Genomic DNA, 12,534 nt, shown 5'->3' with positions numbered 1-12,534 from the left:
CGCCGCCTTGGCGGGGTCATGCAGCGGAACGAACCTTTCCGCTTGTCCTTCTACGGTAAGGGGAACGCACCGAGGAGGAATTCGTGATCGAACTGTCGTGGCCGCAGGTCAGCGCGCGGCGTCTGGAGCGGGCGCATCTGGCCGCCCCCGCCGCCGACAAGGACCAGGCCGCCGTCGTGGCCGCCATGTGCGGGGCGCAGGCCCAGGTCATGTCCGCGGCCGAGCTCTCGATCGGCCTGCGGTTCGACGGTGTCACCCGCGCCCACGTACGCGAGGCGTTGTGGGACGAGGGGACCCTGGTCAAGACGCACGGGCCGCGCGGAACCGTGCACCTGCTGCCGGCGGGCGACCTGCCCATGTGGCTGGGCGCCCTGTCGTCGCTGCCCGCGGGGCCCGGCGGGGCCGAGGGCGTCCGGCTGACGGCGGAGCAGACCGACCAGGTCGTCCAGGCCGTCCGCGACGTGTTGTCCGGGGCCGACATGACGATCGACGAGCTGAGCGACGCGGTCGTCGCGGCCACCGGGCCGTGGGCGGGCGACCTGGTCATGCCCGCGTTCCAGGGCATGTGGCCGCGCTGGCGGCAGGCGATGGCCACGGCGGCGCACCGCGGCGCGTTCGTGTTCGGGCCGGTCCGAGGGCGCAAGGTCACCTACCGCGCCGCGCCGGACGCCCCCGTGCCGCCGGACGGGCGGGCCGGCCTGGTCAGGGCCTACCTGGCCGCGTACGGGCCGGCCACCCCGGCGCAGTTCGCCCAGTGGATCGGGGCGCCGGCGCGGTGGGCGGCGGAGGCGTTCGCGGCGGTGGAGACCGAGGAGGTGTCGTTCGACGGGCGTCCGGCCCGGGTGCTGGCGGGGGACACGGCGGTGCCGGACGGGCCGCCGCGCGGCGTGCGCCTGCTGCCGTACTTCGACGCCTACCTGATCGCGGGCCGGCCGCGCGAGCTGCTCTATCCGGGACCGGCCTGGCAGCGGGCGTTGTCCGGCGGGCAGGCGGGCAACTTCCCCGTGCTGCTCGTGGACGGCGAGGTGCGCGGGGTCTGGCACCAGCGGCGCTCCGGCAGCCGGATCGACGTCACGGTCGAACTGCTGTCCGGCCTGACCGCCGCCCAGCGCGGCGAGCTCGACGAGCAGGTGGAGCGGGTGGGGGAGATCCTGGAGGGCAGGCCACGCCTGACCCTCGGCCCGGTCACCGTAGGGGCGCACGCCTGACCGAGTGCCCGGGGCACGGTAGGTGCGCGCGCCTGACCGCCGGCCCGGTGGCCGCGGGGCGCACGCCGGGTCGCGGCTGGACATAGTGTCCGAACTGGACATAGCATCCGAGGTGTGACAGAGACGGATGACCGCGTGCGGCTGTGGTCGCCGGTGTGCGAGGCGGTGGCCGCGCTGCTGGCCCCGTACGCCGAGGTGGTCCTGCACGACGTCCGCGGCGACCAGGTCCTGGGCGTGTGGAACCCGATGTCCGGGCGCGGCCCCGGCACCCCGTCGCTGCTCGGCGAGCTCGACCGGCTCGACCCCTCGCCCAACGGCGTCTACGGACCCTACGAGAAGCTGCTGGCCGACGGGCGGCGGCTGTCGTCGGTGAGCGCCGTGCTGCGCGACCCCGGCGGCGAGCCGTCCGCCGTGCTCTGCGTGAACCTCGACCGCACCCCGCTGGAGCAGGCCGCGGCGCTGCTGGCCGCGTTCGCCGCGCCGTCGGCGTCCCGTCCCGAGGCGCTGTTCGAGCACGACTGGACCGAGCGCGTACAGCAGATCGTCGGCGCCTACGTCCGCGAGCACGGCCGGCCGGTGGAGCGGCTGACCCGCGAGGACCGCCTCGCCGTGCTGGCCGAGCTGGACCAGGCCGGGATCTTCACCGTCCGGCGGGCGCCGTCCGTCGTCGCGGGGGCGTTGCGGACTTCCCGCTCCACCCTCTACGCCCTGCTCGCCGAGCTCAGGAGGAGCCGACCGTGACCCCGCTTCCCGACTTCCGGCTGGAGGTCTACTTCTCCCGCTGGGAGTTCACCGCCCGCCACCACCTGGCCGCCTCCGACGCGCAGACCATGACCATGGCCGAGCTGCTCGCCCTGGCCGGCGACGACGACAGGCACGCCTGGGAGACGCTCTCCCTCGGCTACACCGAGACCTTCGGCGACCCGGGGCTGCGCCAGGCGGTCGCGGACACCTACGAGCGCGTCGGCGCGGACGACGTGCTCGTCTTCGCGGGCGCCCAGGAAGCCCTGTACCTGGCCATGCAGGTGCTGCTCGGCCCCGGCGACCACGCCGTGGTGGTCACGCCCTGCTACCAGTCCGCCGAGACGGTGCCGATGGCGTTGTGCGAGGTCACCGGCGTCGCGCTCGCCCCCGCCCGCGACTGGGCGCTCGACCTCGACGCCGTGGAGGCCGCGATCCGGCCGAACACCCGCGTGGTGTCGGTCAACTTCCCCAACAACCCGACGGGCAAGGTCATCGGCGCGGCCGACCTCGCCCGGCTGGCCACGCTGTGCGAGGAGCGCGGCATCCACCTGTTCAGCGACGAGGTCTACCGCGGCCTGGAGCTCGACCCCGCCCGTACGCTGCCGCAGGCCGCCGACCTGTCGCCGGCGGCGCTCTCGCTGAACGTCACCTCCAAGTCCCTCGGCATGCCCGGCCTGCGCATCGGCTGGATCGCCTGCCGCGACCGCGAGCTGCGCGCCCGCCTCGAACGCGCCAAGCACTACACGACCATCTGCAACTCCGCGCCCAGCGAGATCCTCGCCCGCATCGCGATCAGGGCACGGGACCGCATCCTGGAGCGCAACCGCGGGATCATCGCCGCCAACCTGCCGCGTTTCGAGGCGTTCTTCGGCGAGTTCGGCGACCTGTTCGAGTGGCGGGCGCCGGACGGCGGCTGCGTCACCTTCCCCCGCTACCTGGGCCCGGACGGCGTCGAGGCGTTCTGCGCCGAGCTGGTCGAACGGGCCGGCGTGCTGCTGCTCCCCGCGGGCGTCTACCGCTCGGAGCTCACGTCCACGCCGGACGACCGGTTCCGCCTCGGTGTGGGCCGCGCCGACCCGGAGCCGGGCCTGGCGGCCTGGGCGTCCTTCCTCAAGGGGCGCTGACCGGCCCGGCGTGCGGATCGGTCCGCTCGACGGCGGCCTGCACGCCGTCGAGCAGCACGGTGAGCCCGACCGTGAACGCCTCGTTCACCTGGTGCTCCAGGTATGGCGCGCCCTCGCCGGGGACATTGGGCTCGCTCTCGACCCAGGCCACCATGGGGAAGCGGGCCGCGAAGCCCGGCGCGACCTCCTCCAGCAGGTGGGAACGGGTGTGCCACCACTCCTCGTCCGACACGCCGGTGGCCGACGGGGCCTGCCGGGACTCGGCGACCGTCCGGGCCGCGCCGCGGACGAAGTCGAACAGCAGCGACACCACGCCGCGCAGCGCGGGCGGGCGCAGGCCGGTCTCGCGCAGGATCGCGACCAGGCTCTCCAGCAGCGCGAACTCGTTGGGGCCCAGCACCGGCCGGGCCTGCGACACCTGGAGCACCCAGGGGTGGCGCTGGTAGAACTCCCACAGGTGCCCGGCCCACGCGGTGACCGCCGGCCGCCAGCCCCCGGCCAGGTCGTAGGCGGTGGGCAGCTCGCCCAGGGCCTTGTCGTACATGAGGTCCACCAGCTCGCCCTTGCTGGGGACGTAGGTGTAGAGGGCCATGCCGGTGCGGCCCAGCCGTTCGCCGACCTTGCGCATGGACAGCGCGGCCATGCCCTCGGCGTCGGCGACGGCGATGGCGGCGTCGACGATCAGGTCCACGCTCAGGCCCGGCTTGGGGCCGGGACGCGACTCGCCCGGCTCCTCGGTCCGCCACAGCAACGCCATCGAACGGCGCGCGTCCCCCTGCCCGGCGAAGACGACCACGGTACGACTCTCCTCTGCCCCGGAACTCTTTACGGCAGAAGATATCAGCGCTCTGAGTGGTGGAAGGGGGGCGTGCGTCGATCCCGGCGCTCCGCGGGGGCGCCGGGATCGAGGTGGGTGAGGGCGCCGGCCCTAGCCGCCGACCCCCACGCCCGCGCCGGGGCCGTAGCCGTGGCCGATCCAGTTGCCGTTGCCGCTGCCCGGCCAGTTGTGGCGGCCGTGGTCGTTCCTCCAGCCCCAGCCGTCGTCGGAGTCGTGCCCGTGCTCGCCGCCCTTGCAGGCGTCGGCGTCACGGGTGCCGGCGAACCGGCCGTACTTCGTGACGTGGTGGTACGTGGAGTCGTCGTTCGTTCCGAGGCTGCAGTTGTCCGGGTGCCAGTGCCTCTCGTCGGACCAGGCGTCCGCGGCGGCCACGCCGGCCATGCTGAACACCGCGGCCGCGACGAGCAGTGCACCGCCGGCGGCGATGAGGTTACCTCTCATGAGCTCCCCCTGTAATCACGAAGTGACATCGGCCATCACTATACGTAGCGATCTTGGACGCCCTCCGCAGCGCCACACCCGGTTTCCCCCAACAGCGGGCCCCCTACCAGCAAACTCCCGGACACCCGCTACCCCGGCCTGGCAAGGGCGCACTGGCCTTCCCGCGAGTCATCCGTTCTCCGGGACGAGCAGCACCTCGGCCCCCATCGGCAGGTAACCGGCGGCGAGGAAGGCCCGTACGCTCGCGGCGTTGCCCGGCGCGATCTGCGCCCACAGCGGGCCGGGCGTCAGATGCCGGGCCGCCGCGGCCAGCGCCCTGCCGAGCCCGCGCCCGCGGTGCTCGGGCTCCACCTCGACGGCCGCCTCCCAGCGGCCCGCCACGCCGCGGCCCAGCGTGACCAGGCCGGCGCCGTCGCCGGTGACCCACACGCGCACGGCGTCCCGGTAGCGGCGGGCCCGGACGACGCGCGGATGGTCGCCGGCGGCGAGCTCCTCCAGCGGGAGCGGGGGCGGCCCGGGGGCAGGTGCGGCCAGCGCGAGCAGGTCGAGATTGCCGGTCCGCCTGCCGGTCGCGGCCTCCATCGCCGTCAGGAACGCCGGCATGAGCGGCGCCGACAGGTCCCCGGCGGGCAGCAGCGCGTGCACCCGAGCCGGGTCGACGTCGGCGAAGACCACCGTGTGGGCGGTGAAGGCGATGATCCCCGCGTCGCGCTCCGACGGCTGGGGGAGGACGGTCACGCTGCCGTCGGGGGCGGGCGGGCGGCCCGCCGCCGCGTCCGAGAGAAGGTCGGCCAAGGTCTCCATGCCCTCATTCCAGCAGAACGAGTTCCAGCAGAACGAGTTCCAGCGGAACTAGTTCCAGGGGGACGATCAGGCCGAGGAGACGCCCCCGTCGGCCGCGGACCGTACGGCGGCCAGGTAGGCGTGGATGGCGTCCCGGTTGCGGGACAGGCAGTCGATGCGCTGCTGGATGCGGCCCGCCTCCGCCCGCAGCAGCTCGGCCAGTTCGGGCGTCAGGCACTCCGGATGCAGGTGGATCTCGTCCGGCCTGGTCAGGAACGGCAGGATGCGGCGGATGATCTCCGTGGTGAGCCCGGAGTCGAGCAGGCCGCGGATCTGCTGGACCCGGTACACCGCGGACTCGGGATAGTCCCGGTAGCCGTTGACGGCGCGGTCGGGGTGCAGCAGGTCCTGCTCCTCGTAGTAGCGGAGCATGCGCGTCGGCACGCCCGTACGCTGGGACAACTGTCCGATTTTCATGCTTTCCTCGGGAGATTTGCCTTCACACTGATGTGAAGGTTTCAGCATAGACGGCATGTCTCCTGCGAAACTCCCGTGGGCGGGGCTGCTCGCGCTGTTCACGGCGGCGTTCACGGCCGTCATGACCGAACTCCTCCCGGCGGGCCTGCTGCCGCAGCTCGCCGTCGCCCTCGGCGTGCCGGAGGGAACGGCCGGGTTCCTCGTGACCGCCTACGCGGTCGCCTCCTTCCTGGCCGCGATCCCGCTGACCGCGATGCTGCGCGGGCTGCCCAGGCGGCAGGTGCTGGTGGCCGCGCTGCTCGGGTTCGCGCTGCTCAACGCGGTCACGGCGGTGTCGTCGTCGTACGCGGTGACGTTCGCGGCGCGGGTGGGCGCAGGGGCGATGGGCGGCATCCTGTGGGCCATGCTCGTCGGGTACGCCGCCCGCATGGTCCCCGCCGAGCGCCGCGGCAGGGCCATCGCGATCGTCTCGGCCGGGATCACGGTGGCGCTGTGCGTCGGCATCCCGGCGGGGACGCAGCTCGCGGCGGCCGTCGGATGGCGCGCGGCGTTCGGGTCGCTGTCGGCGGTGGCGGTGGTCCTGGTGGGCTGGGTCCTGTGGAAGGTGCCGCCCTTCCCCGGCGAGCCGGCGGCGCGGCGGGTGCCGTTGCGGCGGGTCGCGGTCGTCCCTGGCGTCAGGACCGTGTTGTCGGTGACGGCGCTGGTGCTGCTGGGGCACCAGGCGATGTACACGTACCTGGCGCTGTTCGCGGAGCGGGCGGGGTTCGACCGGCCGGGGACCGTGCTGCTGGTGTTCGGCGTGGCCACGGTGGCGGGCATCTGGGTGGTCGGCGCGGTGATCGACAGGCGCCCGCGGGCGACCCTGCTCGCGGTGCTGGCCGCGGTGGCCGCGTCCATGACGGCCCTCGGTCTGTCCGCCGGGTCCGCCGGGGTGCTGCTGGGCGCGGTCGCGTTGTGGGGGGCGGCGTTCGGGGGAGCGCCGACGCTGCTGCAGACCGCGCTGGTCACGGCCTCCGGCCCGGAGAACGCCGACGTGGCCACGTCGATGCAGACCACCGTCTACAACGCGGGCATCGCGGCCGGGTCGCTCGCCGGAGGGCTGGTGCTGGAGGGCGCGGGGGCGGGCGCGCTGCCGTGGACCGCCCTCCCGGTGGCGGTCGCCGCCCTCGCGGTCGTGGCCGCCGCCCGCCGGCACGCCTTCCCGGCCCCCCGTCACCTCGTTGCTGGAAGCCGTGCCGTCAGAAGCCGTGCCTCGACAGCGGCGGCACCAGCTCCCGCTCCTCGTACGACAGGTGGGACAGCAGCGCGTCGCTGAGCAGGTCGACGGCGGCCCGCAGGTCGCCCAGGCCGCCGGGCTCGCCGACGAAGGCGACCAGCGTCCGGTCCACCCGTTCGATGATCTTGTGGATCGCCTCGTGCTCCTCCTGCAGCCGGTCCAGGACGGGGGCGAGCCCCGGCTCGGCGCGGCGCAGCTTCGGGAAGACCATGCTGTCCTCGCCGGTGTGGTGCATGGTGACGAGCCTGCAGTACGACTCGCAGTACGCCCCCAGCGTCCAGTTGTTCTGCCGCATCGTCATGGTCGCGATCTGCGAACGGGCCGCCCCCGCGTCGATCGTGCCCGCGGCCACCTGCTCGACGAGGTCGCGGAGCTGGGCCAGCTCGGCGCGCAGGTGGTCGTGCACGTCCACGAGGTGCTGCCCGGCGGCCTGCTCCTGGGGGGTGTACCGGCGGCCGGGGTCGGGGTCGGGCGCGGTGGGCCTGGTGGCCTCGTCCCAGACCTGGATCGCGGCGCGGGTTCCGGTGGGGGGTTCCGGTTCCGGTGAGTGCCCGCGTCCGGCGGCGACCAGCTCCCGTACGGCCGGGGCGGTCTCGGCGGCGAAGCGCTCGATCTCCCGCGGATCGCCGGACATGAGGATGAAGACGCTCACCCCGTGGACGAGCGCGAGCTCGGCGAGCTGCGCGGCGGGCAGCGGGCCGCCCAGGTTGAGCAGCCGCCGCACGTCGGACGGCGACCGCCCGGCCTCCAGCGCGGCCTCGTCGATGACGGCGTTGCCCTCGCCGAGGGCGGCGACGTCCTGGAAGCGGGGGAGCGAGGGCAGCCAGCCGTCGGCCAGCCGTCCGGTGAGCCGGAGCATGCGCGGCTTGTAGGCCCCGAGCCAGATCCCGATGTCGTGGGCCGGTCGCGGGCCGCGCTTGAGCCCGTCCACCCGGTAGTGCTCGCCGCGGTGGTGGATGCCGCCGCGGGTGCCGGTGTCCCAGACCGCGCGGATGATCCCGATGCCCTCCTCCAGCGCGGCCACGGCCTCGGACGGGGTGTGCCGGGGGCCGCCCATGGCCTCGATGGCGTCCCGGTAGCCGCCCGCGCCGAGCGCCAGCTCGAACCGGCCGTGGCTGAGCAGGTCGAGGCTGGCCGCCGCCTGGGCGAGCACGGCCGGCGGGCGCAGCGGCAGCGGGTGCACGTTGCCGGCCAGCCGGATGCGCTCGGTGCGCGCGGCGACGAAGCTGAGCAGCGTCCAGGTGTCGAGGAGGGCGGGCTGGTAGGGGTGGTCCTGGAAGGTCACCAGGTCCAGCCCGGCGCGCTCGGCGAGCTGGGCGAGGGCCACGACCTCGTCCGCCTGCCCGGCGGCCGGGACGAGGTTGGCGCTGAACTGCAGGTCGTGACCGTAGTCGGGCATGAGGGGCTCACCCATTGGTTGGTTGTACGAACTGTTGGCGTCGCGAAGTAAATTTAGTTCGTGTCGCCAACTACTGTCAATTACACTGGGCGCATGGTCGCCACCGAAGCCCCGGCTCTGAGCCTCACCGAGGCGCTCGTCCGCCTGGCGCACCTGGTCGAGCAGGTCTACGGCGAGGTCAGCAGGGAGCACGACCTGACCCCGCAGCAGGCCCAGCTCCTCTGCCTGCTGGTCAACGGGCCCATCGGGATGACCGGGCTGACCCGGGCGCTGCGCCTGGAGAAGTCGAGCCTGACCGGGCTCGTCGACCGCGCAGAGAAGCGCGGGCTGGTGGCCCGGGTGCGCGACGCGCGTGACCGCCGCGCCTGCCTGATCGAGCTGACCGCGTCGGGCGCGGAGACCGCGGTGCGCGCCCACGACGGGGTGGCGGCCCGCCTGGAGACGCTGGCCGCCGGCCTGCCCGCGCGCCACCGCGACCTGCTGGCCGCGGCCATCGGGGAGATCCTGGCCGAGGACACCGCCCGTACCGGCCGCACCTGGGGCCGCCTGGAGCCCGGCCGCTGATCGGCCCCTGGTCAGAGGGGCGGCCGTCAGGGGCGGGGGAAGACCTCCGCGAGGAACGACGTCAACGCCGCCGTCACCTGTTCGGGACGTTCGAGGGGCGCCAGGTGGCCGGTCTCGGGCAGGTCGAGGCGGCGCGCGCCCGGAATGCCCGCCGCCAGGATGTCCGACACCTCCTGGATGCCCGGCACGTCCGACAAGCCGTTGATCACCAGCGTGGGCGCGGCGACCTCGCGCAGCCGCCCCACGGCCGGCGGGGACAGGAACCGCTCCGACGACCTGGGCCCGGTCCAGGACCGCTGGAACACCAGGGCGCACATCTCCACCGCCGCCTCCCACACCGCGCCGGGCAGCGCGTCGCGGCTCCGGCCGGGCCCGGCGACCTGCCAGGTCGTGTGCGCCTCCGCCATCGCCCGCACGTCACGTGGATCGACGCCGGTCGCCCCGCCCTCGCGGTAGCGGGCCAGCCGGTCGGCGGGCACCGAGGAGTGCACGCGTTCGCGGGCCTGCGCCAGCATCTCCGGCGGCCACCGGTGGCCGGCCAGGCCGGAGCCGATCAACGCCAGTGCCGCCACCCGGCCGGGCGCGGCCAGGGCGGCCTCCACGGCGTACGCGCCGCCCATCGAGCACCCGACCAGCGCCGCCCGCCCGACCTCCAGCGTGTCCATCAGCTCCAGCAGGTCTTCGTGGTGGCACACCTCGCCCTCGGCGTCGCCGGACCCGCCGTGGCCGCGCCGGTCGTAGCGGATCACCCGATGACGCCGCGACAGCGCCGCGAACTGGTGCTCCCACATGCGCCGATCGGCCACCCCGGCATGGACCAGCACGACGGCGTCGCCCGACGCGGGCCCGGCCTGGTCATAGGCGATCTTCATCCCCGCAACCTACTCCCGCAGGGGTGCGGGAGCGGGTCGCGTTCGCCACGGGCTCAGCGTCAGGCGTAGTCGGGGGTCATGACGGCGGCCAGGGTCAGGTGGGGGGCGGCCTGCTCCGGGTGGCCCTGGCGGTGCAGGGTACGGCCGAGGAGGTGGCGGGCGTAGGAGTCGTCGGGCGTCTCGGCGACCAGGCCCTCCAGGGCCGTACGCGCCCGGCCGAGCTGGGCCGAGGCGAAGTACGCGCGGGCCGCCAGCAGCCGCACCCCGCGATCCGCGCCGTGCTCGTCGAGCAGCGGGCGCAGCAGCGTGAGCGCGCCGAGCGGGTCGCGCTGGTCGAGCAGCGACTCGGCGTGGCGCAGGCGCTCCACCTCGGCGGGCAGCCGCCGGACCGGGCGACCGGCGGCGTCGGCCAGGAAGTCCCTGATCACGTCCGGCGGCTGGGCTCCGGCCAGGGCGCGGCCGCCCGCCACGATGGTCGGCGACGTGCGCACGCCCTTGGCCTTGCCCGTGAGCAGCAGCTCACGCACCAGCTCGGCGCCCCGGCCGTCCCACGGCACCCCGGTGTCGGCGGCGATCGCCGACAGCACGGCCGGGTCGCCGATGTCGAGGGTCTCGACGAAATGGGCCGACAACACCCGCTCGACCACGGCCGACTGCAGCGCCGCGCCGCCCGTCTCGTACGCCACGGCGATCAGCCGGTGCGCCTCCAGCGTGTTGGGCCGCCAGGCCGCGCCCCACTGCTGCCCGAGCCCTTCGTCGGCGGCGAGGCCGGCCACCCGCGCCCGGTTGCCGGCCGGGGACAGGCCGGGCGAGCAGACCTGAAGCGCCTCCTCGACCATGGGGTCGCTCAGCACCTCCGCCAGCGGCTCGGCCTTCGCCGGCGCCGACGGATCGATCTGGAACGGCCGCCAGACCACCTCGACCGGCTCACCCGCCCAGGAGGCGAGGGCCTTCTCCAGCCGCCGCTTCCCGATGTGGGCCCATCCACAGACCATGTCCGCCCAGACTTCGATTCGCATGACCGGCAATCTATGCGACAACTGTCGATTAGTCAACATGTGTCGTATAGTGGCGGCGTGAACCCGGATGATCCGCGCGCGCGGCGTACGCGCGCCCGTCTCAAGGCCGCCGTGCTGGAGCTGGCCGCCCGGCAGGAGCTGGGCAGCATCACCATGTCCGCGCTGGCCCAGCACGCCGAGGTCAACCGCGCCACGATCTACCTGCACTATCCGGACGTCGACGCGCTGGTCACCGACGCCATGGAGGACGCCGTCACCGCCGTGGCGCGGGCGGCGGCCCTGTGCCCGCTCGACGCCCCCCGCGACCGGCCGCCGGCTCCGCTGGCGGAGCTGTTCGACCACGTGGCCGCCAACGCCACCCTGTACGAGCGCATGCTGGGCGGCCAGGGCAGCGCCCGCTTCGCCGCCCGGATGCGCGAGCGGCTCACCGAGGAGCTGACCGGCCGCTTCGCCGCGGGCAGCCGCCCGGCGGGGTTCGCGGACGTGCCCGCCGACGTGCACGCCGCCTTCCTGGCCGGGGCGCTCATCGGCGTGATCACGCACTGGGTGTGCGGCGGCCGCCGTGACGCCGCCGCGGCCCAGTCGTTCTGGCGCCTGTTCCGGCCCCCGACCCCAGGCTGAGCTCCGATGCCGCCGCGTGCCGCACTCCGGAAACCGGTGCAAGGGGGCTCCGGGCCCTGAGCTCCGATGCCGCCGCGGGCCGCCCGCTTGGTACGCTGCGTCGCGACATCGCCGGACAGGTCAGAGGCGGCACTCCTCGCCTGCAGCGGTCGCCCCCCGTCCCCGACCCCGACCGACCGCCAGGACCACACGATGACCATGCTTCCCGACGAGCTCAGGACCGCCCTGGACTCGGCCCTGGCCCGCTTCGCGCCGCACGACCTGTCCCGCGCGACGGAACAGCTCACCGAGCGCTACCGCACCGGCCCGTCCGCCGCCGCGCCGCACCTGCGCACCCCGGCCGACATCGCGGCCTACGCCGCCTACCGCATGCCCGCCACGTACGCCGCCGCGGGCACGGCCATGCGCATGGCCGCCGCGATGACCCCGGGCTTCGCGCCGCGGACCCAGCTCGACGTGGGCGGCGGCACCGGCGCGGCGGTCTGGGCGGCCGGGCCGGTCTGGCCCTCGCTGGAGCGGGTCACCGTCGTCGAGCACGACCCCCAGATCATCGAGCTCGGCCGGCGGCTGGCCAGGACCGCGCCCGTACGCGACGTCACCTGGCGGCGCGCCTCCATCGACCCCGGGCTCGACCGGCCCGCCGCCGACCTGGTCACCATGTCGTACGCCCTCAACGAGCTGCCCGCGCAGCGCCACGCCGACGTCGTACGCTGGCTGGCCGCGGACGCGACGATGGTGATCGTCATCGAACCCGGCACCCCCGCCGGCTACGCCAACATCGTCGCCGCCCGGGAGACGCTGACCGGGTGCGGCCTGACCGTCGTCGCCCCCTGCCCGCACGACGGCCCCTGCCCGATCCGGCCGGGCCGCGACTGGTGCCACTTCTCCGTACGCCTGCCGCGCACCACCCTGCACCGCCGCGTCAAGTCGGGCACGCTCGGCTTCGAGGACGAGAAGTTCTCCTACGTGGCCGCCGTGCGGGGGCGGTGGCCGCGGGCGGCGGCACGCGTCCTGCGCCACCCGCAGAAGCGCAAGGGCCTGGTGTCGCTGCGCCTGTGCACCGCCGACGAGGGCGTGCGCGACGTGGTCGTCTCCAAGCGGCAGGGCGAGCTGTACCGGCTGGCCCGCGACGTCGACTGGGGCGACGACTGGCCGGGCGCCGAGTGAC

Annotated in this window: 14 protein-coding genes; 7 read left to right on the top strand and 7 right to left on the bottom strand. The window is 74.6% G+C overall.

The genetic code is table 11. The features are described 5' to 3' along the window. The first annotated feature begins 83 nt into the window (after positions 1-83). From ABZ444_RS24920 to ABZ444_RS24910, 3 genes are all read left to right on the top strand, one after another. On the top strand, positions 84-1,208 hold the full coding sequence (locus ABZ444_RS24920; protein WP_358001229.1) for a winged helix DNA-binding domain-containing protein: 1,125 nt from the start codon (positions 84-86) through the stop codon (positions 1,206-1,208). A 114-nt stretch (positions 1,209-1,322) separates the two neighbouring features. Further along, positions 1,323-1,949, top strand: coding sequence for a PAS domain-containing protein (locus tag ABZ444_RS24915; protein WP_358001226.1), 627 nt, complete (start codon positions 1,323-1,325; stop codon positions 1,947-1,949). Beyond that, positions 1,946-3,076: a pyridoxal phosphate-dependent aminotransferase gene (locus ABZ444_RS24910; RefSeq protein ID WP_358001223.1), complete on the top strand. Its 1,131-nt coding sequence runs from the start codon at positions 1,946-1,948 to the stop codon at positions 3,074-3,076. The genes ABZ444_RS24915 and ABZ444_RS24910 overlap by 4 nt, the downstream gene beginning before the upstream one ends. On the opposite strand, the gene ABZ444_RS24905 is transcribed toward ABZ444_RS24910, so the two are convergent. The 4 genes from ABZ444_RS24905 to ABZ444_RS24890 form a co-directional block, all read right to left on the bottom strand. After that, entirely contained in the window at positions 3,063-3,872 is an 810-nt protein-coding gene (locus ABZ444_RS24905; RefSeq protein ID WP_358001220.1) for a TetR/AcrR family transcriptional regulator C-terminal domain-containing protein, read from the bottom strand. The genes ABZ444_RS24910 and ABZ444_RS24905 overlap by 14 nt on opposite strands. A gap of 132 nt (positions 3,873-4,004) precedes the next feature. Continuing rightward, positions 4,005-4,355 (bottom strand): hypothetical protein, encoded by a 351-nt coding sequence (locus tag ABZ444_RS24900; RefSeq protein WP_358001217.1) that lies wholly within the window; start codon positions 4,353-4,355, stop codon positions 4,005-4,007. Between the two features lie 168 nt (positions 4,356-4,523). After that, entirely contained in the window at positions 4,524-5,159 is a 636-nt protein-coding gene (locus tag ABZ444_RS24895; protein ID WP_358001214.1) for a GNAT family N-acetyltransferase, read from the bottom strand. 66 nt (positions 5,160-5,225) lie between these two features. Next, positions 5,226-5,615, bottom strand: coding sequence for a MerR family transcriptional regulator (locus tag ABZ444_RS24890; protein WP_358001211.1), 390 nt, complete (start codon positions 5,613-5,615; stop codon positions 5,226-5,228). A 55-nt stretch (positions 5,616-5,670) separates the two neighbouring features. On the opposite strand from ABZ444_RS24890, the gene ABZ444_RS24885 reads away from it, so the two are divergent. Then, a complete protein-coding gene (locus ABZ444_RS24885) occupies positions 5,671-6,930 on the top strand; it encodes an MFS transporter (RefSeq protein ID WP_358001208.1) in 1,260 nt (419 codons plus the stop codon). Here ABZ444_RS24885 and ABZ444_RS24880 read toward each other — a convergent pair. Beyond that, positions 6,854-8,305: an LLM class flavin-dependent oxidoreductase gene (locus ABZ444_RS24880; protein WP_358001205.1), complete on the bottom strand. Its 1,452-nt coding sequence runs from the start codon at positions 8,303-8,305 to the stop codon at positions 6,854-6,856. The two genes, ABZ444_RS24885 and ABZ444_RS24880, sit on opposite strands and share 77 nt — an antisense overlap. A gap of 78 nt (positions 8,306-8,383) precedes the next feature. On the opposite strand from ABZ444_RS24880, the gene ABZ444_RS24875 reads away from it, so the two are divergent. Continuing rightward, a complete protein-coding gene (locus ABZ444_RS24875; protein WP_358001202.1) occupies positions 8,384-8,854 on the top strand; it encodes a MarR family transcriptional regulator in 471 nt (156 codons plus the stop codon). Between the two features lie 26 nt (positions 8,855-8,880). Here ABZ444_RS24875 and ABZ444_RS24870 read toward each other — a convergent pair whose 3' ends face one another. Next, positions 8,881-9,726 carry an alpha/beta fold hydrolase gene (locus tag ABZ444_RS24870; RefSeq protein ID WP_358001199.1) on the bottom strand — a complete coding sequence of 282 codons (846 nt, stop codon included), beginning with the start codon at positions 9,724-9,726 and terminating at the stop codon, positions 8,881-8,883. Positions 9,727-9,785: 59 nt separating this feature from the next. Further along, positions 9,786-10,745 carry a DsbA family protein gene (locus tag ABZ444_RS24865; protein WP_358001196.1) on the bottom strand — a complete coding sequence of 320 codons (960 nt, stop codon included), beginning with the start codon at positions 10,743-10,745 and terminating at the stop codon, positions 9,786-9,788. A 57-nt stretch (positions 10,746-10,802) separates the two neighbouring features. Between ABZ444_RS24865 and ABZ444_RS24860 the strand changes: the two genes are divergently transcribed. Both ABZ444_RS24860 and ABZ444_RS24855 read left to right on the top strand, forming a co-directional pair. Further along, positions 10,803-11,366, top strand: a complete 564-nt coding sequence (locus ABZ444_RS24860; protein WP_358001193.1) for a TetR/AcrR family transcriptional regulator — start codon at positions 10,803-10,805, stop codon at positions 11,364-11,366. Positions 11,367-11,558: 192 nt separating this feature from the next. Continuing rightward, complete coding sequence (locus ABZ444_RS24855) at positions 11,559-12,533, top strand: small ribosomal subunit Rsm22 family protein (protein WP_358001190.1); 975 nt, start codon at positions 11,559-11,561, stop codon at positions 12,531-12,533. The last annotated feature ends 1 nt before the right edge of the window (position 12,534 follow it).

It is taken from the genome of Nonomuraea sp. NPDC005730, from assembly GCF_040630865.1.
GTDB lineage: Bacteria > Actinomycetota > Actinomycetes > Streptosporangiales > Streptosporangiaceae > Nonomuraea.
Note: the sequence above shows the minus strand (reverse complement) of the source record. Positions and strands in the feature narration are given on the sequence as shown.